This is a genomic window from Crenobacter oryzisoli, from assembly GCF_030385785.1.
Lineage (GTDB): Bacteria > Pseudomonadota > Gammaproteobacteria > Burkholderiales > Chromobacteriaceae > Crenobacter_A > Crenobacter_A oryzisoli.
In genome coordinates, this window is the sequence record NZ_JAUEDK010000005.1 from 153,914 (window position 1) to 179,126 (window position 25,213).

A 25,213-nucleotide genomic window follows, 5' to 3' on the forward strand; every position below is an offset into this window, starting at 1 on the left:
CACGAGCAATTCACTTCACAATGACAGGGCCGCCGGGCGCTGCCCGACCATCGCCACCAGTCGAGCGGCAATCGCATTAAGCGGCAAGGTTTCGTCGGCGGCACCCAGCGCAATTGCCTCCTTGGGCATGCCGAATACCACGCACGATGCTTCGTCCTGCGCGATGGTACGTGCGCCGGCCCGCTTCAACTCCAAGAGGCCGTTTGCACCATCGCGCCCCATGCCGGTCAATATGACCCCGATTGCATGCGGGCCGGCACCGTTGGCACCAGAGCGGAACAAGACGTCAACCGATGGCCGATGGCGATTGACCGGCGAGCCGGCATTGAGCTCGGCCTGGTAGCCGGCTGATGCGACCGTCTTGAGCAGTAGGTGCGAGTGACCCGGGGCGATGTACACCACGCCAGGACGTAGGTGCTCGCCCGCTTCTGCCTCCTTAACCCTCAGCGCACACTGTGCATCGAGACGGCTGGCAAACGAAGCGGTGAACATCTCCGGCATGTGCTGGGTGACCAAGATAGGCGGCATCTGCAGCGGCAGCGCCGACAACAGCACGCGCAGAGCCTCGGTGCCGCCGGTCGAGGCGCCGATCAGGATCACCGTTTGGCGGCTCCCACCCTGGCGGTAGGGCTGGCTGGGAAGGATCGCGTCGGCCGACAGGCTAGGCGCAACTGGAAACGGTGAAAACGGAGCATTGCTCATGCACGTTCGTCCAGGAAGGTTAGCAATGCAGGCAGCGGCAGCGGCTCGGCCAGCCAGTACCCCTGACCGACGTCACATGACATGCTGCGCAACATGGCCGCCTGCTCGGCGGTTTCGATCCCCTCGGCAACCACCTTGAGACGCAAGCCATGCGCCAGATCGATCATTGCCCGAGTGATCAAGGCGTCGTCGTCGCGCACCGGTAGTTCGGCGACGAAGGAACGGTCGATCTTGACCTTGTGGAATGGGAACTGGCGCAGATAGCTGAGACTGGAGTAGCCGACGCCGAAGTCGTCAAGCACCAGGCCGACTCCGGTCTCACGCAACTGCGCCAGCAATTGCAACACCCGCTCGCTATTGCTGAGCAGCATGGTTTCTGTCACTTCGACGTCGATCGAACCGGCAGGAAGACCGCTCGCGCGCACCCGCTCACAGATTACGTCGATGACCTCGGCACGGAACTGGCTGACAGACAGATTGACCACGACTGGCACCCCTCGCCCCTCGGTCTGCAAGCGCGCCGCTAGCTTCAACGCCTCTTCGACCACCCACAGGCTGATCGGCACGATCATCCCAGTCTCCTCGGCGATCGGGATGAAACGGTCCGGCGACACCTGACCGAGCACCGGATGGCGCCAGCGCAGCAGCGCTTCGATCGAGTCGACCCGACCGGTTGCCAACTCCAGTTGCGGCTGAAACCGCAAGTACAGTTGCTGTTGCGGTAGCGCCTGTCGCAGCGCGATTTCCAAAGCCAGATACTCGGCGGCACGCTGTCTCATCTCCGGCTGGAAGAAGCAATAGGTATCGCGTCCATCGGCCTTGGCCTGATAGAGCGCTGCATCGGCGTGCTTGAGCAGCGTCTCGGCCTCGTCGCCATCCTGCGGATAAAAGCTGACTCCGATGCTCGGCGACACCTGCATCATCAAACCAAAGCCGATGTCGGTCGGCTTGGATACCGCCCGGTGCAACCGTCCTAACACCGGCTCGACCGCCTCCGGTGTCGCCAACGATTCGAGCAGGATCACGAACTCGTCCCCCCCGTAGCGGCATACCAGCCCGTCGCTCCCGACCACTGCCTGAAGCCGATTGGCGACGGCGCGCAGTATTTGGTCCCCCGCCGAATGACCGTGCGTGTCGTTGATGTTCTTGAAGCGGTCGAGATCGACAAACAGCAGGGCAAATCGCCTCCCCGCCAAATGGGAACGTTCTATCGTCTGCGCCAGCGCTTCTTCCAGCACAACTCGATTAGGCAAGCCGGTCAGGAAGTCGTAACGTGCCATATGCTCGATCTGCGCTTCGGCACGTTTGCGCTCGGAAAAATCGGTGATCACCGCGATGTAGTGCGACAGCACACCGTGGCTGTCGCGCACACAAGACAGCGTGCCCCACAGCGCCAGATCGCGGCCACGACCCAGATGGCCGACCAACTCGCCTGACCAACCGTCCGGCCCGGCGGCCCGCTGCCACACATCGAGCGCGCTCGGCTCGCTCATCAGTGCATCCGGATGCAAACCGAGCAAACGTTCGACAGGACGACCGAACAATCGGCAGCTGGCCGGGTTGGCCGACACAACGGTCAGGCCGGCGTCCATCACCAACACGCCATCGTTGCAGTGCTCGAACACCAACGCCGACAGTTTCAGTTCAGCGCTGGCGCGCTTCTCGGCGGTGACGTCCTGCACCGCGCCGACCAAACGACGCTCGCTCTCTCCAAACGAACGCACCTCGCCGCGAAAGCGCACGTGGCGCACTGCACCATCGCGTTGCAGTCGCAGATCGAGTGCAAGGGCCCCGCTGTCGGCGAACGCCTGCATGACCGCCTCGGTCAATCGAGCGCGACCGTCGTCGGGCAGCGCATCGAACAAGCCGGTCAACCCCATGCCCGCTTCCGGCCAAGGCAGGCCGAGCGCGGCGGCGACGCCGTCGGTAGCGTGCACTCTTTCCAGCCGATGATCGGCCTCCCACCCCCCGATCACCGCCACCCGCTGCACCTCGCGCAGCAGCTCGCTGTCGCGGGCACGGCAGGTCACATCGCGTATCGCCAGCATCAGGCCGGCCGGTTGGTCTGGTGTGGCGGCAAGGCGCTCCAGACGCACATCGAACACGCCGGGGCCAGCATTCGGTAGCGGCAGCCAACGCTGAAAATGCACGCGGGGCGCGTTGCCGATCCGGGCCAACAGGAAATCGGCCAAGTCATCGCCCAGGCAGTCGCCGAGTGAGCGCTGCAGTACGGCGGCGCGAGGTTGGCCGAACAGTTCGAGCATTGCGTCATTGGCGATCTGCAGCCGCCCGTCGTTGCAGAAAAATGCGATTGCGTCGGAAGTGGCCGCGATCATCTGCCTGTACCGCCCCAGGTCGGCATGCAGCCGGTGTTGCTCCGTCACATCGGATAGGGTACCGATCATCCGTCGAGTGCCGTTCTCGGAGCCCAGCACGCGACCGCGTACCCTCACCCACAGCCAGCCGCGCTCGCAATACAGCCGGTATTCAGCATCGAAACGCTCGGAATGGGCATCGATGTGCTGCTGAATCAGCTGATTAACCCTACCCAAATCGTCAGGGTGGATACGCCGGCGCCATTCCTCCAACAGCGCCCGTCCGGTTTTGCCGGCTCCGATACCAAGGAAGGCACACCAGCGCTCGGGCATGCCGACCTCGCCTGTATCGATGTTGATGTCGAATACCAGATCACCAGCACATTCCAGCGCAAGCCGCCAGCGCACCTCGCTTTCGCTCAGGGCGACCTCGGCGGCTCGCTGACGGGTCATGTCGCTGAACGAACAGATAACCGCAAACGGCGTCGGCTCCTCATCTCGGAACAGCGGCCGGGTATTGACCGAGATCCAGCAGCGCCGACCATCTGGACGCCGCAACCCCAGCAATTCGTCGCTGATTGGCCTACCGTCGCGCAGCGTTCGCCGATGTGGGAATGCCTCAAACGAAAGTGGACTGCCATCACCGTCAACCGCTTGCCAGTCGACCATTTTGGATGATGACGCATACAGTTCAGGACTTGGCAGGCCGAGAATCGCTTCAGCAGAGGGGTTGCTCAGCAGCACCTCGTGGTCACGTGATATCACCAGCAGCCCTTCGGCCAGGCTGTCGAGCACCGCCTGCAGCCGTCCTTCGCTCTGTTGCAGGTGCTGTGTCACTGCCAGATGCTCGCGTTCGCTGCGCTGTGCGGCCAACAGGGCGCTACAGGTATTGACCAAGGGCATCAAGCCGGTGACCAAGTCGGCGGCGAAGCCGCCCTGCCGGTTGGCCACACCGAGCATGCCGATCATCACTCCACGATGGTAGAGCGGCAGGCCGAGGTAATTGTCGAAGACGGGGTGGCCTGGCGGCGTGCCTCCCGAACGCGGATCGTTGGCCGGGTCATTGGCGATCACCGGCTTGCCGCTCGTCAGCGTCGCACCGAACAGGGTATCGAGATTGCGAAACAGCATGCCGCCGCTTCGGTGCTGCATGTAGAGCGCACGGCTCTCCGCATCCCAGCCGATTTCGCTGATCACATGTACCTTCAGATACGGCGTACCGTCAGGCTCGCGCAACACCTCGCCGATAAAGCCGTACTCACTACCGGCCTCGGACAGCAACAGATCCAGCAGTAAGCTGAATAACTGGTGCGGATCATCCTTCTGAATGAAACGGGTGTGAATCTGGGTCAGTTTCTGCAGCAACACTCTGTTGCGCTCGAACTCGGCGTAATGCTGCTGGTTCGCCGATGCATCATCGAGCAAGAGCAGCAGGTAGTCGATCCGTCCGGCGACATCGCATAGTGGCAACAACCGCCCAGCCAGCCAGCATCCTCCATCGAGCAGCCGCTCGAACGACCAACTACCCTGGCGAGTCAGAATGTCGAGTAGCGCAGCGTCGCCCGGGTAGCTAGCCGGCGTGATCAGGTCGGCCAAAGTGCGGCCGATCGGCTCGACCTCGCTTGCCAATAACTTATCGAGCTGCGCATTAGCATGGCGCACCACGAGTCCCGCCGAGCGGGCATCGCAGAGCGCAAACCCACCATTTAAGCGGGCAAACTGCTGCCGGTACCGAATCAGCGCCGGATCAGCGAATACCGTCTCCATCTCGTCAGCGCACTCCGGCCTCGGCACGCCAGCGCGCAATCCAGGCGTCACAGGCCGCCTCTAGCAGATCGAGTACATGCTCGAATCCGTCGGGGCCGCCATAGTAGGGGTCGGGTACCGGCTGACCGGGGGGATCGAGCGAGTCGAGCATCAGCGCCAGCCGAGCTCTATCACCAGGGCGAACCATCGTCTTGAGTTCGACGAGATGGACGACGTCGGCAGCCAGAATGAGGTCGAAATGTTTGAAGTCGTCTCGGCAGACCTGCCGGGCAATCTGTCCCGATAGATCGTAACCGCGCTTTAGCGCGGCGGCGGTCGAACGCACATCGGGCGCCTCACCGACGTGATAGCCGTGAGTACCCGCCGAATCAACGGTGATTTCCGCAGCCAGGCCCGCCGCGGCCAGTTTGGCGCGCAGAATCGCTTCGGCAGTCGGTGAACGGCAGATATTGCCGGTGCAGCAAAAAAGGATTGCGATCATCTATTGATTCTTCCGCCTTTTGACACATCGACCGCCCATTGTGCCGGCCTTGCCGTCGCATCCTGTTCAGTCTGGTCAAATTTCGAGCGCGAATATGTTAGCAGCGTAGCGGCCTTCACGCCGATTCTGCAGTAAATCTTTTAGCATCGGTTCGGAATTCGGTCCTCCTGCGGAGCAAAGGACGGCGCAAGGACGGCGCAGCGAACACCGTAGATATCGATGAACAAGGTTTTCAGCCAAACACAGTCCCAACTTGCCCTATGCGGGTCATAAACGGAAGCCTGAAACATTGTCATTGCGATGATGACACTCTTGCTGCGTTGCGTCATGCCCCTTGTCGTTAACGCGACAGCCGCCTACTCTTGCGTTCTTTATCGTTTTGGGATGCCCCGTGTCCTATCGCTCACTGCTTGTCGCCCCGCTGCTGGCCAGTCTGCTGGTTGCCTGTGCCACCCGTCAGCCCCCCGCCCCGATCACTCCTCCCGTGCCAGAGCCAGCCGCCTCCGAACCGTTCTCGGTCCCGATGCCGCCGGAAGGGCTGGATATTGTGCCATCCCCCCCTCCGCCCAGCGTGGCCAAGCCAGCCACCGCACCACCGGCCTGGCGCGACGAGAAACAGGGACGCGTGCTGCTCAACCAGTTGCTGCCCCACTACGCCGACGACCGCAAGGGCTGGCTCACCGATATCATGGGCGCGTTTACCGCGCTGAAGATTCCGTATACCCCGGAATATTTCTGCGCGGTGATTGCGGTGGCCGACCAGGAGTCCAACCTGCAGTCTGACCCGACCATGGCTCGTCTGCCGCAGATCGTCTGGGGCGAGATCCAGAAGCGCGCCGACAAGTACCATATCCCGATGGTGGTAGTGGAGACCGCCCTGCGCAAAACCTCGCCGGACGGTCGCACCTATAAGGAGCGCATCGACACGCTGCGCACCAAGCGCCAGATGAACGCGCTGTACGAAGACATGGTGCGCGAGTTGCCGTTCAGCCAGACTGCCTTCGAGCACAAGAACCCGATCCGCGACGGCGGGCCGATGCAGGTAAGCGTGGCGTTCGCCGAGTCGCATGTGAAGGTGTGGCCGTTCCCATATCAGTTGAAGACCAGCCTGCGCGATGAAGTGTTCACCCGACGCGGCAGCGTCTACTTCGGCACCGCCATCCTGCTGCAGTACCCGGCGCCGTACACCAAGATGATCTACCGCTTCGCCGACTTCAACGCCGGACGCTACGCCAGCCGCAATGCTGCCTTCCAGGCGGCGGTCGCGCGGCTGACCGGCCGCAAGCTGGCGCTGGACGGTGACCTGCTGCTGTACAACCCGGACCGGACGGTTTCCAGCCAGGTCAGCGGCACCCAGAATGCCGTGCAGTCCTTGGGACGCCGGCTGGGCATGGGCAATGGTGAGCTCCTGCGCGACCTGAAGTTGGAGAAGACGTCGGGCTTCGCCCAGACGCCGCTCTACCAGAAGCTGTTCGCGCTGGCCGACCAGGCCGCCGGCGAGCGGGTAAGCCGCGAGCGGATTCCGCAGATCGAACTGATCAGCCCGAAATTCACCCGTACCCTGACCACCGAATGGTTCGCCAACCGAGTGAACGGCCGCTACGAAAGCTGCATGGCCCGCGCGCCGTCTTGAGCCGCCCCCTCGGCACCGGCCGCCGCGTTCGGCAACGCGGCGGCTTTGCCTTTATAGTGTCGGTTGTATCCCGTTCGGATGAAGTAATGCGATGGTCGAATCCCCCCCGGATCACCCGCTGATCGCCTGTCATGATTGTGACCTGGTCTATCAGGAAACCGCCCTGCCGCCGGGCGGCGAGGCCCGCTGCACGCGCTGCGGCGCGCTACTGTACCGCGACACCCCCGCCTGCGTGCAGCACTCGCTGGCCTATTGCAGCGCGGCCCTGCTGGTCTTTCTGCTAGTGAACACCTTTCCGATCCTGGAACTGGAAACCCAGGGCATCCACCGCAATGCCACCCTGTTCGGCACCGCATTGACGCTGTATCAGGAGAACATGGCCCCGGTCGCCGCCCTGGTCGCCCTAACCACGCTGCTGGCCCCCGCGCTGGAACTATCCATCCTGTGCTACCTGCTGCTGCTCCTGAATCTGAAACGCCGCCCCCCCGGCTTTGCCGAACTGATGCGGCTGCTGCAGCTGGTGCGCCCCTGGGGCATGGTCGAGGTGTTCCTGATCGGCGTGCTGGTGTCACTAGTCAAACTCGCCCACATGGCCCATGTGCTGCCGGGGCTGGGATTGTGGTCGTTCGGCGCGCTGATCCTGCTGATGGCCGCCAGTGCCGGCGCCTTCGAGCCGCACGAGATCTGGAGACAGTACGAGCAGTGTCCAAACCGTTGACCGCCACCCAGATGGGCCTGGTGCAGTGCCAAGGCTGTGGCCTGCTCTGCCAAGCGCCCCCGCCCGAACAGGATGGTTTCTGTCCACGCTGTCACGCGCCGCTGCATGCACGCCGTCCCGGCAGCCTACAGCGCGCCTGGGCGCTCCTGATCGCCGCGACAATTCTGTTCTTTCCGGCCAACCTGCTGCCGATCATGCTGACCACATCACTGGGGCGCACTCAAAAAGACACGATCATGAGTGGCGTGGTATACCTGTGGGTTACCGGGTCCTGGCCCTTGGCGCTGGTGGTGTTCGTCGCGAGCATTCTGGTACCGTTTGCCAAGATTCTGGCGCTGTTCCTGCTGCTAGTCACCATTCAGCTGCGCTCGGACTGGGCGCCTTTGCAGCGCACCCGGCTCTACCGGCTCCTGGAGCTGGTAGGCCCCTGGTCGATGCTCGATATCTACGTACTGGGACTGCTCGTCTCGCTGGTCCAGTTGCAATCGCTCGCTACCGTCATCCTGCCAGGACCTGCTGCGCTGGCATTTGCCGGCGTAGTGGTGCTATCGATGCTGTCCGCAATGAACCTCGATCCCAGGATGATCTGGGACCCGATCGGAGAAACAAGTGACTGAGCCTGTCTCGTCCAACCCGCCCCCGGCCCCCGACTTGCGTCCGCGCCGTCGCTGGAGCCCGTCGCTGGTCTGGCTGATCCCGGCCATCGCTGCCGTGATTGCAGGCTACTTGGCCGTACATGCCGTATTGTCGCGCGGCCCGACCATCACGATCGCCTTCAAGAGCGCCGAAGGCCTGGAAGCTGGCAAGACCAAGATCAAGTACAAGGATGTCGACGTCGGCGAGGTCACCGCGATCACGCTCAGCTCGGATCGCAAGCACATCATCGCCACCGCGCAGCTGTCGCGCGACATAGAGCAGTATCTGGTCGACGACAGCCGTTTCTGGGTGGTGCGCCCGCGCATTGCCGGCGGCACCGTGTCGGGGCTCAGCACCCTGCTGTCAGGTGCCTATATCGGTTTCGACGTCGGCCACTCACAGCAGGAACGCCTCAACTTCATCGGGCTCGATGTCCCCCCGATCATCACCGGCGACCAGCCCGGCCGACAGTTCAAGTTGTTCGCCGATGACCTGGGCTCGCTCGACGTCGGCGCGCCGATTTACTACCGCCGCATCGCGGTAGGCCGGGTGGTCGGCTACAAGCTCGACCCGAGCGGACACAATGTCATCGTGTCGGTGTTCGTTGAGGCGCCCTATGACAAGTTCGTCACCCAGCAGACCCGTTTCTGGAACGCCAGCGGCGTCGATCTCAAGGTGGATGCCAACGGCGTCAAACTGAACACCCAGTCGATCGCCAGCATCGTGCTAGGCGGCATTGCCTTCGAGACGCCGGAAAGCGACGAAGAAATGGAACAGGCCAGCCCGAATACCACCTTTACGCTGGCCCACGATCACGAGCAGGCAATGCGCACCCCGGACCGCATCGTGCGCATCGTACTGTTCCGCTTTCACCAGTCGCTGCGCGGGCTCTCCGTGGGAGCGCCAGTCGACTTTCGCGGCATCGCACTTGGCGAGGTCACTCGCATCGGTGTCGAGTACAACAAGGATCACCACAATCTCGACATGCTGGTGCAGGCGCACATTTACCCGAGCCGGCTGCGCAGCCTGTCGCGTCAGAGCCTAGTCGCTCAGGAAAACGATGCGCGACTGCGGCGCATCGCCGAGCGCGGCCTGCACGCGCAGCTGCGGTCGGCCAATCTGTTGACCGGCCAGCTTTATGTCGCACTCGATTTCTTCCCTGGCGTCCAGCCGGCAAAGCTGACCGAACGGAACGGCGTGCTGGAGCTGCCGACCATGCCGGGCGACCTGGAAGAGCTGCAGGCAACGCTCAAACGCATTGCCGCCCGCCTCGACAAGGTGCCGCTCGACACCATTGGCAAGCAGCTGCAGCAGAACCTGACGGCGCTCAACAAAGCGCTCGACGAGACTACCGGGCTGATGAAGCAGCTGAATGGCCAGGTCGCCCCCGAGGCACAGAAGACGCTGCAACAGCTCAATCAGACGCTGCAGTCAGCCCAGCGTACGCTGTCCCCCGACTCACCGGCCCAGCAGGACGTGCGCACGGCCGCGCAGGAGGTCAGCAAGGCGGCGCAGAGCTTCCGTGCCCTAAGCGACTATCTGGAACGCCACCCCGAAGCGCTGATCCGGGGCAAACAGGGGGATAAGCCATGATCGCGCGCCTAATGCTGGCGGCCGGCTTCGCGGCGCTGTTGGCCGGCTGCGGCTCGCCTTCAGCCCAGTTCTATCAGCTTCATGCGCTGGCGCCAGCCGGCGCCTCCTCCCCTGACGAACGTAGCCTGCTGGTCGGCCCGGTGACGGTGCCGGCCGCACACGACCGACCCCAGCTGGTGATCGACGCCGGCGACAGCCGCCTGACCCTGCTCGAACAGCAACGCTGGGCCGGCACGGTGCAGCGCAATCTGGCCGAGGCGCTGGCCGGCAATCTTCGCAGTGAGCTGGGCCTTTCCCGCGTCTACGTGTTCCCGGTGGTAGGCATGCCCGAACCTGACCGCCAGTTGCTGCTGGATTTGCAGGCCATCGACAACCGTCCCGGTCGCTCGGTGCACTTGGCCGGCACCTGGACCGTGGTCGCACGCGGCAAGACGGTGGCCGCGGGCCCGGTGGACGTCGAACAGCCGGTGTCCGGTAGCGGCTACCCTGCGTTGATCACCGCCCAAGAGCAGGCACTGCTGACGATCAGTCGCCAGATTGCCGCCGCTATCCGAGCTGCGAGTCCGAACATGCCCAGGCAACCTTGATATCGATACAAGACAAGATCGAGAACGGCCATGCCGATCGCCAATGCGCTACAACAGCAACAAGAGAAGCTGAGTCTGTCAGCAAGAGGCTATGGCGATGGCCCCATCCTGCAGGAGCCCTATCGCTGCAAGGAATTCAAGGTGGGATTACGCCTCGAGGCTAGCCGACTGATTTCGCCTTTTCTCGGTGCGCAAAGGCCGGAGACTCTCTCCGACCGCTTTCTCGTTTCAACCATTTGTGGCAATGGTATGGGGCGAAGCGCTTCTCGAGCAGCATGGTATTTCCGCCCACCCGGACCGCAATGACACTGACCGGTACTGGTGAGTTGACATCGACAAGCTAAAGCCTGAGCACTTGGAAAGCATCTTGGCGGGACTGCGAACTCGCGTCGCCCATTTGCGAGGCTAAAGTAAGCCGATATGCCCGTGGTCCTCGGAGCCCCCCTAGAGACCGTAGTTAAGCCACGCTGAGAAACATGTCCCGGCTTACCGTCTAAGCCGGGCCGCAGGCAATCACACGCCGCCAATAAAGGCGCGCTCCTTCAGCGTCTTCAACTGATCGCGCAGCTGTGCGGCGCGTTCGAACTCCAGATTGCGCGCCGCCTCCAGCATTTCTTTCTCCAGCTTCTTGATCTCCTTGGCCAGCGCCTTCTCGTCCATCTCCTCGACGCGGGCGATATCGAGGCGAGCCTTTTCCTTGGCCTCGCCGCCGTACACGCCGTCGATGATGTCCTTGATGCGCTTCTCCACCCCCTTCGGGGTGATGCCGTGCTCAAGGTTGAACGCCATCTGCTTGGCGCGGCGCCGTTCGGTCTCGTCGATGGCGCGGCGCATCGAGTCGGTGATCCGGTCGGCGTAGAGCAGCGCCTTGCCTTCCAGATGGCGGGCGGCGCGGCCGATGGTCTGGATCAAGCTGCGCTCCGAGCGCAGGAAGCCTTCCTTGTCGGCGTCGAGGATCGCCACCAGGCTGACTTCGGGGATGTCCAGGCCCTCGCGCAGCAGGTTGATGCCAATCAGCACGTCGAACATCCCCAGGCGCAGGTCGCGGATGATCTCCACCCGCTCCACCGTGTCGATGTCGCTGTGCAGGTAACGCACCTTCACGCCGTGCTCGGTGTAGTAGTCGGCGAGCTGCTCGGCCATGCGTTTGGTCAGCGTGGTGACCAGCACGCGCTGGTTGTGCTCGATGCGGTTGCGGATCTCCGACAGCAGATCGTCGACCTGAGTACCCACCGGGCGAATCTCGATTTCCGGGTCGACGAGACCGGTCGGGCGCACCACCTGCTCCACCACCTGGCCTGCATGCTCCTGCTCGTAGGTGGCCGGGGTCGCCGACACGAAGATGGTCTGCGGCATCATCCGCTCGAACTCGTGGAACTTCAGCGGCCGGTTGTCCACCGCCGAGGGCAGGCGGAAGCCGTAGTCGACCAGGTTTTCCTTACGCGCTCGGTCGCCCTTGTACATCGCGCCCACCTGCGGAATCGTCACGTGCGATTCGTCGATGAACATCAACGCGTCCTTGGGCAGGTAGTCGATCAAGGTCGGCGGCGGGTCGCCCGGGGCGCGGCCGGAGAAATGCCGCGAGTAGTTCTCGATGCCCTTGCAGAAGCCCATCTCATACAGCATTTCCAGGTCGAAGCGGGTACGCTGCTCGATGCGCTGCGCCTCGACCAGCTTGCCCTCCTTCTGGAACCACTCGATGCGTTCGGCCAGCTCCAGCTTGATCTTCTCGCAGGCCTTCAATACGGTGTCGCGCGGCGTCACGTAGTGGCTGGACGGGAACACCGTGTAGCGGCCGACGCGCTGACGAGTCACCCCTGTCAACGGATCGAACAGGGTAAGCGTTTCCACTTCATCGTCGAACAGGGAAATGCGGATCGCGGTCTCGGCGCTTTCGGCCGGGAAGATGTCGATCACGTCGCCGCGCACCCGGAAGGTGCCGCGGGCGAAATCGAGATCGTTGCGGTCGTACTGCATGGTGGCAAGCCGGCCGATGATGTCGCGCTGCGGGAGCTTTTCGCCCTCCTTCAGGTGCAGGATCATTTGGTGGTAGTCGGACGGATCGCCGATACCGTAGATCGCCGACACGGTCGCAACGATCACGCAGTCCTTGCGTTCGAGGATGGACTTGGTCGCCGATAGGCGCATCTGCTCGATGTGCTCATTGATGCTCGAGTCCTTCTCGATGAACAGGTCGCGGCTGGGGACGTAGGCCTCCGGCTGGTAGTAGTCGTAATAGGAGACGAAGTACTCCACCGCGTTTTCCGGGAAGAATTCGCGCATCTCGCTATAGAGCTGAGCCGCCAGGGTTTTGTTGTGCGCCATCACGATGGCCGGTCGGCCGGTGGTGGCGATGACATTGGCCATCGTGTAGGTCTTGCCGGAACCGGTGACGCCGAGCAGGGTCTGGTAGGACAGTCCGTCGGCCAGCCCCTGGATCAGTCGGGCAATCGCGGTCGGCTGGTCACCTGCCGGCGGAAACGGCTGGTGCAGTCTGAACGGGCTATCGGGATAGGTAACGAGCATGAGCAGTCTTGAAAGGGCTGGCGGCGGATGAGATGAAAGGATAAAAGTCATTTTACGCGAGCCTGTCGCACCATGCGACGCCGAAGACGCTTTTTACCAACCACGACATTAAATCCTTGTTTACAATGCGGTACGAATCAACCAAAGAGCGAGAGAGGGCCGCCGTTTTTGCGCGTTTCTGCCACGGCCCTACTCGCTCTAATCTGTTTAACGGAGAGTGACCCTATGCTCAGACTCGCAGCCCGTTGGCTGGTGTCCGCGGCATTGTGCGGCGCAGCTACCTTGGTGGCTCCTTACGCGCTCGCGCAACCGGTGCAAGTAGCCAGCCAGATGCTGGCCGAAACCGCCCCTCGCCTGAGTTCCAGTTCGGTCTTGGTGCTCAATGGCCAGAACGGTGAGCCGCTGTACCAGAAGAACATCAATCAACGCATGCCGATCGCCTCGATCAGCAAGCTGATGACCGCGATGGTCATCCTCGACTCCGGCGTGTCGCTGGATGAGCCGATTACGGTCACCGATGCCGAGATCGACCGACTGAAGAACACCCACTCACGCTTGGCGATCGGCACCACGATGACCCGCCGCGAGTTGCTGCTCCTGGCGCTGATGTCGTCGGAGAACCGCGCCGCTCACGCGCTGGCTCGTTCCTACCCGGCCGGTCTGCAGGCCTTTATTGCCAAGATGAACCAGAAGGCGGCCAGCCTCGGTATGCGTGACACGGTGTTCTACGACCCGACCGGACTCGATGTGCGCAACACCTCCACTGCCGCCGATCTCGCGCAGATGGTGAAGGCGGCCTACCAGTATCCACTGATCCGCCAGGACACCACCACCGTCGAGCACGAGGCCACGATCGTTCACGGCCGCCAGCTGCACTATAAGAACAGCAACGCGCTGGTGCGTCAGGGCGAATGGGACATCGCCCTGCAAAAGACCGGCTATATCCAGGAAGCCGGCCGCTGCATGGTGATGTACGCGAACGTCGGCACCAAGCCGCTGATCATCGTGCTGCTGGCTGCCGGCGGCAGCGCTGCCCGCGTGAACGATGCCAAGTCGCTGAAAAACTGGCTGGAGGCGCACCCGTCGTACTGGCTGGCTGGCTGAGTTCGGTCGGCCCGGATCATGAATGAAACGCCGCCTTCGGGTGGCGTTTTTTGTTCGCCGCAGTCAAAACACAACGTATTAGTTTGTAAATAAACGAAGGCATCACTAATTACTTCTGTATTAACGCTAACTTTGTAAAGTTATCGTAAAGAAATAGACAGTGGAGCCTGTTTTACTTAATGCATCCGGATTAGAATCCGCATTTCTTCTGAAAGAAATTGAAAATGCATGAGTAGTAAAGCCCTGTCATCAGCGGCTCAGGCACAACCGCTTGCATCCTCTCCGGCCTCGCTTGCCACCATTCTGCTGGTAGCCATGTTGGTCTACGCGCTTCCGGGCACGCTCGGCCATACCCCCTGGAAACAGGACGAGGCATACAGCTTCGGCATCATCCAGCATATGCTGGAGAGCGGCCAACTGCTGGTGCCGACCAATGCCGGCCAGCCTTTCATGGAAAAGCCGCCGCTCTACTACTGGACCGCGACGGCCTTTGCCGCCGTGCTGCAGCGCTGGCTGCCGCTCTACGATGCGGCACGGCTTGCCAGCACCTTCTACGTCGGCGTGGCCGGCGTGTTCGTCGCGCTGTTCGCCCAGATCTCGTTCCGTGCCCCTAGCGTGTTATCGCGCCGGGTGCTGATTACCGTAGCGCTCTATGCCAGCACCGTCGGCATGGTGAAGCACGCCCACGACCTGTTCACCGACATGTCGCTGTGCGCCGGCACCGCCATCGCACTGTACGGGCTGCAGCGCTTGGCCTGCCAGGCTGGCGGCACGCGCCACGACGCACTGTGGCTGGGCCTGGGCGTCGGCATTGCAGCGCTGTCGAAGGGCGTGTTCATCCCGTCGGTGTTCGCCGCAACTGCCGTGCTCTTGCCGCTGGCGGTGCGCCCCTGCCGCAATCGCCGCTACTACGCCCGGCTGGTACTGGCCGGTCTGGTCGCGCTGCCGCTGGCAGTGAGCTGGCCGGTCGCGCTGTACCTGCACTCTCCGGCCCTGTTCGATGTGTGGTTCTGGCAGAACAACGTTGGGCGCTACGTCGGCTACTCGGTGCCGCAACTGGGCTCCGCCGCCAACCACACCCGGGTGATCGAGGCCTTCCTGTTCTTTGCCTTCCCGGCCGGCATATTGGCGCTGAGCTATATGCTGCGCGGCGGCTGGCGCAAACTTGGCCGCGCCGAGATCGCGCTACCGCTGCTGTTCGTCGCCATCGGCCTCGCCGTGCTGCAGACCTCGGCCACCTCTCGCCATCTCTACCTCTTGCCGTTCACCGCCCCGCTGGCGGTGCTGGGTGCCCGGGGCCTGCTGCGGCTGCCGCTGCGCTTCCTGCTAGGCGTCAACCGCGTGCTGCCCTGGCTGTTCGGCACACTGGCGCTGACGGTATGGGCAATCTACTTCGCCTCGCTGTCGCAGGAAACGATGCAAACCTGGCTGCAGCCGCTGTCGCCGTGGCTACCACTCGACTACACCATGCCGGTCAAACTGGTGCCGCTGCTGTTCGCGCTGGCGCTGACGGTGGCTTGGCTGCAGCGTGACCGCTGGCTGTCGGCCAACGGCCGGGTCGCGATCACCCAGCAGTGGCTGTTTGGCATCGTGCTGGCCTGGAGCCTGCCGTTTACGCTGCTGCTGCCATGGCTGGACCAGGCCAAGGGTTATGGTGCGGTGTACGCGCAGATGGAGTCGGCAATACGCAGCGACTGGCAGGCCGGCGATTGCCTGTCCTCGATGGAACTGGGCGAATCGGAAGCACCACTGCTCTACTACTTCACAGGCATCCTGCACCAGCCAGTGACGACGCCGAAGCAGGCGCGCGAATGCCGTTGGCTGCTGCTGGAGGCGAAGGGCACGCCGGCCGCGCCCCCGGTCGGCTGGATGCCGATCTGGCGGGGCGGCCGCGACGGCGACCGGGATGAATTCCTGCAGCTGTTCTCACGCCTGCCGAACTGATCGAACCTATCCTGGGTCGGCGCCCGCCGGCCCTACAACCCCTCCTCCCAATACGGCACCCTGCCGTAGCACTCCATTAGATAATCAACGAACACCCCGATGCGCGGCAGCGCTGCGCGCTGCGGGTAGAGCGCGTACACGTCCTGCGCCGGCAGCCGGTACTGCGGCAGCACCGTCACCACCCGGCCGGCGCGCAACGCATTGCCGATGTCCCACACCGACTTGATCGCGATGCCGCCGCCGGCGGCGCAGGCCTCGCCGACCGCCTCGCCGTGGTCGCACACCAGCCGGCCGCCGACCCGCACCGTCTCTTGTCCGCTGGGCCCTTCCAGTGTCCAGTTCTGGTAACGGGTGCCCGGTTCGGCCAACAGCAGGCAATCGTGCCCGCTCAGATCGGCCGCGCGCTGCGGCACGCCGCGCCGGGCTAGGTAGTCGGGCGCCGCGCACAACACCCGGCGGTTGTCGGCGAGTCGGCGCGCCACCCAGTCGCTGTCGACCGGCCGGCCGATGCGGATCGCCAGGTCCATCCGCTCGGCGACCAGGTCGACCACGGCATCGGTCAGGTACAGGTGCACCGACAGCGCCGGGTAGCGCGCCAGGAAGGCCGGCAGGAACGGTGCGATGTGCTGGCGGCCGAACGAGGCCGAGGCGGTGACGCGCAGCACCCCGGCCGGCTCGGCGCGACTGGCGCGCAGCCGCTCCTCGGTGTCGGCGAGCAAAGCCAACGCCTCGCGGCCGCGCTGGTAGTAAAGCTCGCCCTCGGCGGTCAGCGACAGCCGCCGGGTGGTGCGCGTCACCAGCCGCACGCCCAGCCGCGCCTCCAGCCGGATCAGCCGCTTGCTGACCAGTGCACCAGACAGGCCCAGCCGCGCGCCGGCGCCGACCAGGCTGCCCGACTCGGCGATGGCGCAAAACAGCGCGAGTTCGCTGACCTCATCCAACATTCTCACCATTTCGTTGTGAATCTATCACTGGATTATGGCTTTTTCCGGTCATAAAGTCGCCGGACAATGACGCCATTCCTCACCGTTTGGAGACCCGACATGAAAGCCGTTGCGCTGACCCGTTACCTGCCCATCGACCACCCTGAAGCACTGCTCGACGTCGAGCTGCCCATCCCCGCCATCGGCGAGCACGATCTGTTGGTACGCGTCGCTGCCGTGTCGGTGAACCCGGTCGACACCAAGGTGCGCGCGCCGAAGGACAAGGTCGAGGCCAACCCGCGCGTGCTCGGCTGGGACGCCGCCGGCACCGTCGAGGCGGTCGGCGCTGCGGTCGCCGGCTTCGCCGTCGGCGATGCGGTCTACTACGCTGGCGACATCACCCGCCCGGGCAGCAATGCAGAGTTGCAGGCCGTCGACGCCCGCCTCGTCGCCAAGGCGCCGGCCACGCTGCGCCCGGAACAGGCGGCAGGCCTGCCGCTGACCGCGCTGACCGCCTGGGAAGGCCTGTTCGACCGGCTCGGCATCGACCCGGACGGCGCCGACCAGGGCAAGTCGCTGCTCTTGATCGGCGGCGCCGGCGGGGTCGGCTCACTGGTGATCCAGCTGGCCAAACGCGCTGGCCTGACCGTGATCGCCACCGCCGGCCGGCCGGAGAGCGCTGCCTGGTGCCGCGAGCTCGGCGCCGACCTGGTGATCGGCCGCGCCCAGTCGCTGGTGGACACCCTGGCAGAACAGGACATCCGCAGCGTCGACTACATCTACAACGCCGCCGACACCGACGGCTGGTGGGACGACATGGTCGCGCTGATCCGCCCGCAAGGCCGCATCGTCAGCATCGTCGAGAACAAGGGCGTGCTGAACCAGGACGTGCTAAAGACCAAGAGCGCGTCGTTCGGCTGGGAGTTCATGTTCACCCGCGCGATGTACCAGACCGACGACATGGCCGAACAGGGCCGCATCCTCGAACGCGTCGCTGCGCTGATCGACGCGGGCGATCTGAAGCTGACCTTGGCCGAAACGCTGAGCCCGATCTCGGCGGCCACGCTGATCGAGGCGCACCGCAAGCTGGAGAGCGGCACGATGATCGGCAAGCTGGTGGTGCACAGCTGGTAAGATGGCGTCATGGCCTGCCCGACCCAGGCCGGGCCAATCGACAACCTGCCGCCCCGACCGGGCGGCCAACCCGATGGCGGCGTCGCTCGCCGTGCGCTGGCCAGACCAGGTGCTTGGCGAGTGACGCCGGAGGAATGCACGCAATGACGATGACAAGCTGGTTGATCTACTGCGCGGTGGCCCTGGCCACCGCCTTCACCCCGGGGCCGGCCGTGCTGCTGGCGATCTCCAATGCGCTGACGGTGGGCGCGCGCCGTGCGCTGTACTGTTCCAGCGGCAATGCCTTCGGCGTGTGCGTGGTGTCCGCCGCCACCATGGCCGGGCTCGGCCTGCTGCTGAAAAGCTCGGCGACGCTGTTCCTGCTGCTCAAGACCGCCGGTGCGCTGTACCTGATCTACCTGGGGCTGCGCCAGTGGAAGAATCGCGCCAACCTGTTCGCCCAGCTCGACGCCACCGCCCCCCCGGCGGCGCAGAGGTCGTCCCAGCTGTTCCTGCGCGGCGCGCTGGTGTCGATCACCAATCCCAAGTGCATCCTGTTCTTCACCGCGCTGTTCCCGCAGTTCATGCAGGCCGGGCAGCCGGTGCTGCCGCAGTTCCTGTTGCTGACCGCCACCTTTGCCGCCTGCACGCTGCTGTCGCATCTGGCCTATGTGCTGCTGGCCTCCCGGCTGAAGGGTTGGTTCCGCACCGATCGGCGCGCCCAGCTGTTCAACCGGGCCTGCGGCGCCGCTCTCATGGCAATGGGCCTGGGAGTGCTGCGGTTGCGCCAGCAGGCGAGCTAGACCGCTTCTTTCAGTACAAAAAGCTTGGCCGAACGACAATCCGTTCGACCAAGCTTTTTCATGGGCTCACAGCGCCCAAGCCAAGCCAGCGCAAGCTCTCCCGGCCAGGTGCTCAGCGCGCGAACGCGATCAGGTGATCCAGCTCCAGCCGGATGCCGATCGCCTCGCCGATCGCGTGATCGTGGTGGCTCGGCACCTGCGCCAGCACCTTCTGCCCGGATGGCAGCCCCAGCGTGTAATGGAACACCGTGCCGCGGAAATCGCGCGCCAGCACGGTGGCGGTGAACGGGCTGGCGTCGTCGTGTACCACGTCGTCCGGACGCAGCAGCACGTTGACCGCATCGCCGGCGGACAGCTCGTCCGGCAGCTGGCCACTCCACTCGCCCAATTCCAGGCTCAGGCACGCCAGGCCGCTCACCGTGCCCGGCACCAGTACGCCCTGGCCGATAAAGTCGGCCACCGCGCGGTCGGCCGGCTGGTGGTAGAGCCGGTACGGTGTGTCCCACTGACGCAGCCGGCCCTGCTGCATCACGCCGACCTTGTCGGCCATCGCGAACGCCTCGTGTTGGTCGTGGGTGACCAGGATGGCGCTCATGCCCTCGCGCTTCAGGATGTCGCGCACCTCGCGCGACAGCCGCTCGCGCAGGTCGACGTCCAGATTGGAAAACGGCTCGTCGAGCAGGATCAGCCGCGGCTTCGGCGCCAGCGCGCGGGCCAGCGCGACGCGCTGCTGCTGGCCGCCGGACAGCTCGTGCGGATACTTGCCGCCCGAGTCAGCCAGGCCCACCAGCTCCAGTAGCTCCGCCACCCTCGCGGCCCTCTCGCGCCGCGCCCAGCCCTTCAGGCCGAAGCCGACGTTGGCCGAAACCGTCAGATGCGGGAACAGCGCATAGTCCTGGAACACCATGCCGATCGGGCGCTGGTGCGCCGGCACCTTGGCAAGCGTCTGGCCGGCCAGACGAATATCGCCACTTTGCAGCGACTCGAAGCCGGCGATGCAGCGCAGCACCGTGGTCTTGCCGCAGCCGGAGCTACCGAGCAGGCAGCCGATCTCGCCATCGGCGAGCGCGAAGCTCATCGCGTCGACCACTGGGGCCACGCCGTAGGACTGGGTAACGTTATCGAATTCGAGCAGCATCATGACGCCGATTCCTTCTGGCGGGACAGCACGATCACCGGCAACAGGCCGGCGATCACCAGGGCAAGCGCCGGCAACGCCGCGCGCTCCCACTCGCCCTCGGAGGTGAAATTGAAGATGCGCACCGCCAGCGTGTCCCAGCCGAACGGTCGGGTCATCAGCGTGATCGGCATTTCCTTCATCACGTCGACGAACACCATCAGCACCGCGGTGAACAGGCCGCCGGACAGCAACGGCAGGTGCAGCCGTGCCAGCAAGCCAAAACCGGAATAACCCAAATTCCGCGCGGCCTCCTCCTGGCTGCGGGTGATGCGGTGCATCGCCGCATCCACCGCCGAGTGGCCGACCGCCAGGAAGCGCGCGGTGTAGGCGAGCAGCATCACGACCAGCGTGCCCTTTAGGATGGCGCCGGTGCCCTCCGGCCAGGCGAAGCTCGCCAGCAGCCAGTTGTCGAGCCAGGCGATAGGCACGAATACCCCGACCGCCAGCACCGTGCCCGGCACCGCGTAGCCGAGCGTGGCCAAGTGCACGATCAGCGCGCTCTTGGCGTCATGGCGCTGCGCGTAGGACAAGAGCAGCGCCACCAGCGTCACCACCACCGCGGCGATCAGTGCCAGCCACAGCGAGCGGCCGACATAGCCAATGAAGTCGGCATCGAATTCGGTATCGAACACCGACCATGCCCACCACGCGAGCTGCGCCACCGGCAGAGCGAAAGCGAACAGTAGCACCAGCGCGGCGAAGCCGCTGGCCGCCCACGCCGACACGCCCTTCAAGCGCAGGCGCGGCTGCGGCACCGCCTTGCCCGCCTGGGTGTAGGCACGCCGGCCGCGCGAGCGCTGCTCCAGCACCACCAGCACGAACACCAGCAGCACCAGCAGCGACGCCAGCTGCATCGCGGTGGGCAGCGAGAACAGCGCGAACCAGGCCTTGTAGATGGCGGAGGTGAAAGTATCGAAATTGAAGATCGCCACCGTGCCGAAGTCGGCCAGCGTTTCCATCAGCGCCAGCGTCAGCCCGCCGGCGATCCACGGCCGCGCCATTGGCAGCGCCACGTGCCAGAAGCCAGCCACGGGCGACAGGCCGAGCGACTGGCCGACCTCTAGCGCACGCCGGCCCATCGTGGCGAAGGCATTGCGCGCCAACAGGTAGACATAGGGGTAGAAAGCCAGCACCAGCACCGCGATCACCCCGCCAGTGGAGCGGATTGGCGGTACCCAGCTGGAATCGCCGGTGGTGTCGCGCAGCCAGCTCTGGATCGGGCCGGTGAAGTCGAACAGGCCCAGCTGCGAGAACGCCATCACATAGGCCGGCAGCGCCAGGGGCAGCATCAGCGCCCAATTGAACACGCGTCGACCGGGAAAGTCGTACACCGCCATCAGCCAGGCCAGCGGCACGCCGAGCAGCAGCACGCCCAAGCCGACGCCGCCGAGCAGCCAGGCGGTGTTGGCGATCAGTTCGGGCAGCTGGAAGTCGAGCAGATGCGACCACAGCTCGGCATCAGGCCGGGTGATCGAGGCGAGAATCAGCAATAGCGGGACCAGCGTGATCAAGCTGATCGACAGCGCCACCATACGCCAGCGCGGCAGGGCCAGGGTCATGTCGCTCCAATTGAATATTCGAAAACGTTCAATTATCCCGGCGTGCATCGCGTGGCGCAAACGCAAATGCGACACATTCATGAAATGAATTGATAAAAGTCTCACCCAGCGGTCTTCGCAACCGCCAGCCGTGCCGACAACGGGATCGTTGCCCCCGTGCGACGGTCACCCATACTGAAGCAGGCCCCAACCCGGAGTGACGCCATGCGCACCGCTCTGTTCGCCCTGCTACTGATCGCCGCAGTCGCCGCCTCAGCTTTCCAGCTGACGAGCCGGGATATTGCACCCGGCGCGACGCTATCGCTGCGCCAGGTGTACAACGGGCACGGCTGTGTCGGGAGCAACCGCTCGCCGGCGCTGTCCTGGCAGAATCCGCCGACCGGTACCAAGAGCTTTGCACTCACGCTGTACGACCCGGACGCGCCGGGCAAAGGCTGGTGGCACTGGGTGGTGTTCGACCTGCCCGCCAATAGTCGCGGGCTCCCCACCGGGGCCGGCAGCGGTACTGACCTGCCCGCCGGTGCCCGCCAAGGCCGCAACGACTTCGGCGAGACCGGCTACGGCGGGGCCTGCCCGCCCGAGGGCGATGTGCCGCACCGCTACGTGCTGACCGTCTACGCGCTGAAAGTCGCGCACATCGCCTTGCCTCCGGATGCGTCGCCGAGCAAGTTTGCGCTGTTGTTCGAGCAGAACGCGTTGGCCAAAACTAGCCTGACCGCTCGCTACGGCCGCTGAGCGCCAGCCATCAAGGTTGGCCGAACGCCACGAAAAGCGGCGACCCGTGGGCCGCCGTTATTGAACCGGAAAACGTCGTCCTTACTTGTAGCCGACGCGATCCATCAACATCACCGCGTCCTTCTGGCGGCTGCCGGCGTTCGACACGTTGATCAGGTTGTGCTTGAAGTTGCCCCAGGCGGCCACCTTCGGGTCCGGTTTCACCTTCGGATTGACGGGGAATTCCATGTTTACGTCGGCGAACAGGTTCTGCGCCTTCTCCGACGACAGCCACTCGAGGAACTTCACCGCGCCCGCCTCGTTCTTGGCGTACTTGGTCACGCCGGCGCCGGAGATGTTCACATGGGTACCCTTGTCGGCCTGGTTGGCCCAGAAGATGCCCACCGGTAGCTTCGGGTTCTTCTCCATCAGGCGGCCGTAGTAGTAGGTGTTGGCGATACCGACATCGCACTGGCCGGCAGCGATCGCCTCGAGCATCTTGGTGTCGTCGCCGAACACCGGGGTGGCTAGGTTGGCGACCCAGCCCTTCAACACGCGTTCGGTCTTCACCGGGCCGTCGTTGGCGATCAGCATCGCCACCAGCGACTGGTTGTAGACCTTCTTCGAGGTGCGCAGGCACAGCTTGCCCTTCCACTTCGGATCGGCCAGATCCTCGTAGCTGGACAGTTCGGCCGGCTTCACCTTCTGGGTGTTATAGAAGAGGGTACGGGCGCGGATCGACAGGCCGAACCACTCGCCCTTCGGATCGCGCAGGTGGGCCGGGATGTTGGCGTCGAGCACCTTGGACTTCACCGGCTTGAGCAAGCCCAGGTTCTCGGCCTGCCACAGGTTGCCGGCGTCGACAGTCAGCAGGAGGTCGGCCGGGGTGTTGCTGCCCTCGGCACGGAGGCGCTCCATCAGCGGGCCCTCCTTGTCGGACACCAGCTTGACGGTAACGCCGCTCTCTTTCTGGTAGGCGTCGATCAGCGGCTTGATCAACTGCTCGCCGCGCGCGCTATAGACGACAACTTCGTCGGCAGCATAGGCCGAACCGGCAAAGGCCGCTGCGATGGCGGCCAGTATCAGCGACTTGTTCATGGATGTTCCCTGCGCTTTTTGTTGTTGATGACGGAAGCAGGATACTAGCCCATGACAAGAATAATTATCAATTCTATTTGATAGCAGGATTGGCCGGCAGTGCAGAGACGGATGTGCCACCGGCTGGGGTCAGCCCGACACCGCTCGGCGCCGACGGGCAGGCCAGCTGCCGGCCGATCTTATCGACCGCCTCGGTCAGCGCACTGTCGACCACACGGCCATAGTCGCTCTGCCAGAACGCCACCGAGCCGAACGGCGCTGGCTGCGGCGGCAGTACCTTACCCTTGGCGACCTTGTGCACCCGATCGGTGGCGAGCACCGCGCCGGTGGCGGTGTCATACAGCCAGAATTCGGCGTCGAACTGGCGCTCGGTGGCACGGTAGAGCACGCCGGAATCGAAGATCGATGACAGCGGACCCTCGTAGCGCGAACCGCTGTCGCGGTAGCGGGTTGCCTCCAGGATCGATATGCGCAGGCCGTGGTCGCTCACGCTCGTGTCAATCACCCGGCCGGCCAGCACATAGCGCACGTTCTCGCGCCAGCCCAGCTGCCGGGCACCGGCGCTGCCGCTGGCCGGGTCGGTGATGGTCGGATCGGGCAGCACGGTCACGTCTGGCTGCGCCCGCGCCTGAATGTGTCCGTTCTGGCGAGCGCTCAGGCGGCTGGCCAGCTCGACCGGCAGCTGATAGGCCAGCCGGTCCATGTCCGGCATCTGCGCCGGCTGGTCGACCGTGAAGTGCGCAGCCAACAGCGGCAACGTGTCGCCGCAGCGGTTGTCGACATAGGGGCTTTGCACCGGGAACGGCACTACTGGGGTCACCGGCACCAGCGACGGCACGATGCGCGGCGCCGGCAGCCGGTGGGATTTCTTGACCTTGTGCACCGCCTTTTTCTTGACCGCCTTCTTCACAGGCTTGCAGATCTCCGTGTTGTCGGCGGCAGGCGTGGCCTTGGCCGGCGGCTGGGGTGGGTCGGCCCACACCGGCAGCGACAGGGTCAGGATGGAGAGCAACAAGGACAGGCGTACAGGTTTCATGAAGTGAGGGCCGACGGCGGCGGATAGAGCAATGCCGATAGATTATCAGGAACTATCGGCTTTTTATCGGCGCAGACACTGCCAGCTTGATGCTTCAGAAAAATAAAGTAGGAAACAGGAAGCAGGATGCCATGCGCTGCCCAGCCGTTTCCCGGCTGGCTGCAAGCGGACGCGGGACACCAGCAAACAGCCAGCCAGCGGGGCTGCGCCTCAGGGTGGCTCGGTCTTCTTAGAGCCTGTTTACGATCTCGCGAACGAAGGATCAGCCAGATAGAGTCCACGGAAGTGGTGTAAATGCAGGCCGATGGTAGAAGGCCATCGACGAACTCCGGTAAGGTCGATTTTGCGAAGAATCAGACTTACCCAATGGAGAACTCGATGGCCAACGACAGCATGGCATTTATGGAACGGCTGAAGCAACAGGGCGGGGGCGATTTTTTGCGCTCTCTGGTGGAATCGGTGCTCGCTGACCTGATGGAGTGCGAGGTCACCAACCAGATCGGGGCTGACTTGCACGAGCGCAACGGGGAACGCCAGGCCTATCGCAATGGCTACCGTGACCGCATCCTTCACAGCCGACTCGGCACGCTCGAACTGCAAGTGCCGAAGCTGCGCAGCGGCACTTACTTCCCGTCCTTTCTTGAGCCCCGGCGGTTAGCCGAACAGGCGCTCGCCGCCGTGGTGCAGGAAGCCTGGATCAATGGGGTCTCGACCCGCAAGGTCGACGAACTGGTGCAGGCGATGGGCATGACCGGCATCTCGAAGAGCCAGGTGTCCGAGC

Annotated in this window: 21 protein-coding genes; 12 read left to right on the forward strand and 9 right to left on the reverse strand. The window is 64.1% G+C overall.

The features are described from left to right. Window positions 1–15 precede the first annotated feature (15 nt). The 3 genes from QU481_RS04670 to QU481_RS04680 are packed head-to-tail and all read right to left on the reverse strand — an operon-like array spanning window position 16 to window position 5,265. Complete coding sequence (locus QU481_RS04670; protein ID WP_289828732.1) at window positions 16–702, reverse strand: CheB methylesterase domain-containing protein; 687 nt, start codon at window positions 700–702, stop codon at window positions 16–18. Beyond that, complete coding sequence (locus QU481_RS04675; protein ID WP_289828733.1) at window positions 699–4,784, reverse strand: EAL domain-containing protein; 4,086 nt, start codon at window positions 4,782–4,784, stop codon at window positions 699–701. Before QU481_RS04675 ends, QU481_RS04670 begins: the two co-directional genes overlap by 4 nt. A 4-nt stretch (window positions 4,785–4,788) precedes the next feature. Continuing rightward, complete coding sequence (locus tag QU481_RS04680; protein WP_289828735.1) at window positions 4,789–5,265, reverse strand: low molecular weight protein-tyrosine-phosphatase; 477 nt, start codon at window positions 5,263–5,265, stop codon at window positions 4,789–4,791. A 391-nt stretch (window positions 5,266–5,656) separates the two neighbouring features. Here QU481_RS04680 and QU481_RS04685 point away from each other — a divergent pair, with 391 nt between their 5' ends. The 6 genes from QU481_RS04685 to QU481_RS04710 all read left to right on the forward strand — a co-directional run bounded on the left by QU481_RS04685 (window position 5,657) and on the right by QU481_RS04710 (window position 10,738). After that, entirely contained in the window at window positions 5,657–6,898 is a 1,242-nt protein-coding gene (locus QU481_RS04685; RefSeq protein ID WP_289828736.1) for a DUF1615 domain-containing protein, read from the forward strand. A 91-nt stretch (window positions 6,899–6,989) separates the two neighbouring features. Beyond that, complete coding sequence (locus QU481_RS04690; protein WP_289828737.1) at window positions 6,990–7,616, forward strand: paraquat-inducible protein A; 627 nt, start codon at window positions 6,990–6,992, stop codon at window positions 7,614–7,616. After that, a complete protein-coding gene (locus QU481_RS04695; protein ID WP_289828738.1) occupies window positions 7,601–8,233 on the forward strand; it encodes a paraquat-inducible protein A in 633 nt (210 codons plus the stop codon). The genes QU481_RS04690 and QU481_RS04695 overlap by 16 nt, the downstream gene beginning before the upstream one ends. Then, complete coding sequence (locus tag QU481_RS04700; RefSeq protein WP_289828739.1) at window positions 8,226–9,845, forward strand: PqiB family protein; 1,620 nt, start codon at window positions 8,226–8,228, stop codon at window positions 9,843–9,845. The genes QU481_RS04695 and QU481_RS04700 overlap by 8 nt, the downstream gene beginning before the upstream one ends. After that, the gene (locus QU481_RS04705; protein ID WP_289828740.1) at window positions 9,842–10,432 is read left to right on the forward strand and encodes a PqiC family protein; all 591 of its coding nucleotides are present in this window, start codon (window positions 9,842–9,844) and stop codon (window positions 10,430–10,432) included. Before QU481_RS04700 ends, QU481_RS04705 begins: the two co-directional genes overlap by 4 nt. Window positions 10,433–10,462: 30 nt before the next feature. Beyond that, complete coding sequence (locus tag QU481_RS04710; protein WP_289828741.1) at window positions 10,463–10,738, forward strand: hypothetical protein; 276 nt, start codon at window positions 10,463–10,465, stop codon at window positions 10,736–10,738. Between the two features lie 207 nt (window positions 10,739–10,945). Here QU481_RS04710 and uvrB read toward each other — a convergent pair whose 3' ends face one another. Then, a complete protein-coding gene (gene uvrB / locus QU481_RS04715) occupies window positions 10,946–12,958 on the reverse strand; it encodes an excinuclease ABC subunit UvrB (RefSeq protein ID WP_289828742.1) in 2,013 nt (670 codons plus the stop codon). A 225-nt stretch (window positions 12,959–13,183) separates the two neighbouring features. Between uvrB and QU481_RS04720 the strand changes: the two genes are divergently transcribed. Then, window positions 13,184–14,062 carry a serine hydrolase gene (locus QU481_RS04720; RefSeq protein WP_289828743.1) on the forward strand — a complete coding sequence of 293 codons (879 nt, stop codon included), beginning with the start codon at window positions 13,184–13,186 and terminating at the stop codon, window positions 14,060–14,062. 228 nt (window positions 14,063–14,290) lie between these two features. After that, window positions 14,291–16,006 (forward strand): ArnT family glycosyltransferase, encoded by a 1,716-nt coding sequence (locus tag QU481_RS04725; RefSeq protein ID WP_289828744.1) that lies wholly within the window; start codon window positions 14,291–14,293, stop codon window positions 16,004–16,006. A 32-nt stretch (window positions 16,007–16,038) separates the two neighbouring features. Here the strand turns inward: QU481_RS04725 and QU481_RS04730 are convergent, their stop codons facing one another. Continuing rightward, on the reverse strand, window positions 16,039–16,950 hold the full coding sequence (locus QU481_RS04730; protein ID WP_289828745.1) for a LysR family transcriptional regulator: 912 nt from the start codon (window positions 16,948–16,950) through the stop codon (window positions 16,039–16,041). A 99-nt stretch (window positions 16,951–17,049) separates the two neighbouring features. On the opposite strand from QU481_RS04730, the gene QU481_RS04735 reads away from it, so the two are divergent. Both QU481_RS04735 and QU481_RS04740 read left to right on the forward strand, forming a co-directional pair. Then, complete coding sequence (locus tag QU481_RS04735) at window positions 17,050–18,063, forward strand: zinc-binding alcohol dehydrogenase family protein (protein WP_289828746.1); 1,014 nt, start codon at window positions 17,050–17,052, stop codon at window positions 18,061–18,063. Between the two features lie 143 nt (window positions 18,064–18,206). After that, the gene (locus tag QU481_RS04740; RefSeq protein WP_289828747.1) at window positions 18,207–18,845 is read left to right on the forward strand and encodes a LysE family translocator; all 639 of its coding nucleotides are present in this window, start codon (window positions 18,207–18,209) and stop codon (window positions 18,843–18,845) included. A gap of 112 nt (window positions 18,846–18,957) precedes the next feature. Here QU481_RS04740 and QU481_RS04745 read toward each other — a convergent pair whose 3' ends face one another. Continuing rightward, on the reverse strand, window positions 18,958–19,986 hold the full coding sequence (locus tag QU481_RS04745; protein WP_289828748.1) for an ABC transporter ATP-binding protein: 1,029 nt from the start codon (window positions 19,984–19,986) through the stop codon (window positions 18,958–18,960). Next, window positions 19,983–21,584, reverse strand: a complete 1,602-nt coding sequence (locus QU481_RS04750) for an ABC transporter permease (RefSeq protein WP_289828749.1) — start codon at window positions 21,582–21,584, stop codon at window positions 19,983–19,985. Before QU481_RS04750 ends, QU481_RS04745 begins: the two co-directional genes overlap by 4 nt. A 204-nt stretch (window positions 21,585–21,788) precedes the next feature. Here QU481_RS04750 and QU481_RS04755 point away from each other — a divergent pair, with 204 nt between their 5' ends. Further along, a complete protein-coding gene (locus tag QU481_RS04755; RefSeq protein WP_289828750.1) occupies window positions 21,789–22,319 on the forward strand; it encodes a YbhB/YbcL family Raf kinase inhibitor-like protein in 531 nt (176 codons plus the stop codon). Between the two features lie 81 nt (window positions 22,320–22,400). Here QU481_RS04755 and QU481_RS04760 read toward each other — a convergent pair whose 3' ends face one another. Both QU481_RS04760 and QU481_RS04765 read right to left on the reverse strand, forming a co-directional pair. Further along, a complete protein-coding gene (locus QU481_RS04760) occupies window positions 22,401–23,396 on the reverse strand; it encodes a Fe(3+) ABC transporter substrate-binding protein (RefSeq protein ID WP_289828751.1) in 996 nt (331 codons plus the stop codon). 73 nt (window positions 23,397–23,469) lie between these two features. Beyond that, the gene (locus QU481_RS04765; RefSeq protein ID WP_289828752.1) at window positions 23,470–24,432 is read right to left on the reverse strand and encodes a flagella assembly protein FlgT middle domain-containing protein; all 963 of its coding nucleotides are present in this window, start codon (window positions 24,430–24,432) and stop codon (window positions 23,470–23,472) included. Between the two features lie 378 nt (window positions 24,433–24,810). Between QU481_RS04765 and QU481_RS04770 the strand changes: the two genes are divergently transcribed. Continuing rightward, window positions 24,811–25,213 (forward strand): transposase (locus tag QU481_RS04770; protein WP_289828753.1); only part of this gene is annotated, 403 nt, incomplete at its 3' end.

What these genes read in the sequence shown, in the direction of transcription:
- QU481_RS04725 (WP_289828744.1), top strand. Translation starts at nt 14,291, where the DNA reads ATGAGTAGTAAAGCCCTGTCATCAGCGGCTCAGGCACAACCGCTTGCA.
- QU481_RS04680 (WP_289828735.1), bottom strand. Translation starts at nt 5,265, where the DNA reads ATGATCGCAATCCTTTTTTGCTGCACCGGCAATATCTGCCGTTCACCG.
- QU481_RS04735 (WP_289828746.1), top strand. Translation starts at nt 17,050, where the DNA reads ATGAAAGCCGTTGCGCTGACCCGTTACCTGCCCATCGACCACCCTGAA.
- QU481_RS04745 (WP_289828748.1), bottom strand. Translation starts at nt 19,986, where the DNA reads ATGATGCTGCTCGAATTCGATAACGTTACCCAGTCCTACGGCGTGGCC.
- uvrB (WP_289828742.1), bottom strand. Translation starts at nt 12,958, where the DNA reads ATGCTCGTTACCTATCCCGATAGCCCGTTCAGACTGCACCAGCCGTTT.
- QU481_RS04705 (WP_289828740.1), top strand. Translation starts at nt 9,842, where the DNA reads ATGATCGCGCGCCTAATGCTGGCGGCCGGCTTCGCGGCGCTGTTGGCC.
- QU481_RS04730 (WP_289828745.1), bottom strand. Translation starts at nt 16,950, where the DNA reads ATGTTGGATGAGGTCAGCGAACTCGCGCTGTTTTGCGCCATCGCCGAG.
- QU481_RS04765 (WP_289828752.1), bottom strand. Translation starts at nt 24,432, where the DNA reads ATGAAACCTGTACGCCTGTCCTTGTTGCTCTCCATCCTGACCCTGTCG.
- QU481_RS04740 (WP_289828747.1), top strand. Translation starts at nt 18,207, where the DNA reads ATGACGATGACAAGCTGGTTGATCTACTGCGCGGTGGCCCTGGCCACC.
- QU481_RS04670 (WP_289828732.1), bottom strand. Translation starts at nt 702, where the DNA reads ATGAGCAATGCTCCGTTTTCACCGTTTCCAGTTGCGCCTAGCCTGTCG.
- QU481_RS04750 (WP_289828749.1), bottom strand. Translation starts at nt 21,584, where the DNA reads ATGACCCTGGCCCTGCCGCGCTGGCGTATGGTGGCGCTGTCGATCAGC.
- QU481_RS04760 (WP_289828751.1), bottom strand. Translation starts at nt 23,396, where the DNA reads ATGAACAAGTCGCTGATACTGGCCGCCATCGCAGCGGCCTTTGCCGGT.
- QU481_RS04755 (WP_289828750.1), top strand. Translation starts at nt 21,789, where the DNA reads ATGCGCACCGCTCTGTTCGCCCTGCTACTGATCGCCGCAGTCGCCGCC.
- QU481_RS04710 (WP_289828741.1), top strand. Translation starts at nt 10,463, where the DNA reads ATGCCGATCGCCAATGCGCTACAACAGCAACAAGAGAAGCTGAGTCTG.
- QU481_RS04675 (WP_289828733.1), bottom strand. Translation starts at nt 4,784, where the DNA reads ATGGAGACGGTATTCGCTGATCCGGCGCTGATTCGGTACCGGCAGCAG.
- QU481_RS04690 (WP_289828737.1), top strand. Translation starts at nt 6,990, where the DNA reads ATGGTCGAATCCCCCCCGGATCACCCGCTGATCGCCTGTCATGATTGT.
- QU481_RS04720 (WP_289828743.1), top strand. Translation starts at nt 13,184, where the DNA reads ATGCTCAGACTCGCAGCCCGTTGGCTGGTGTCCGCGGCATTGTGCGGC.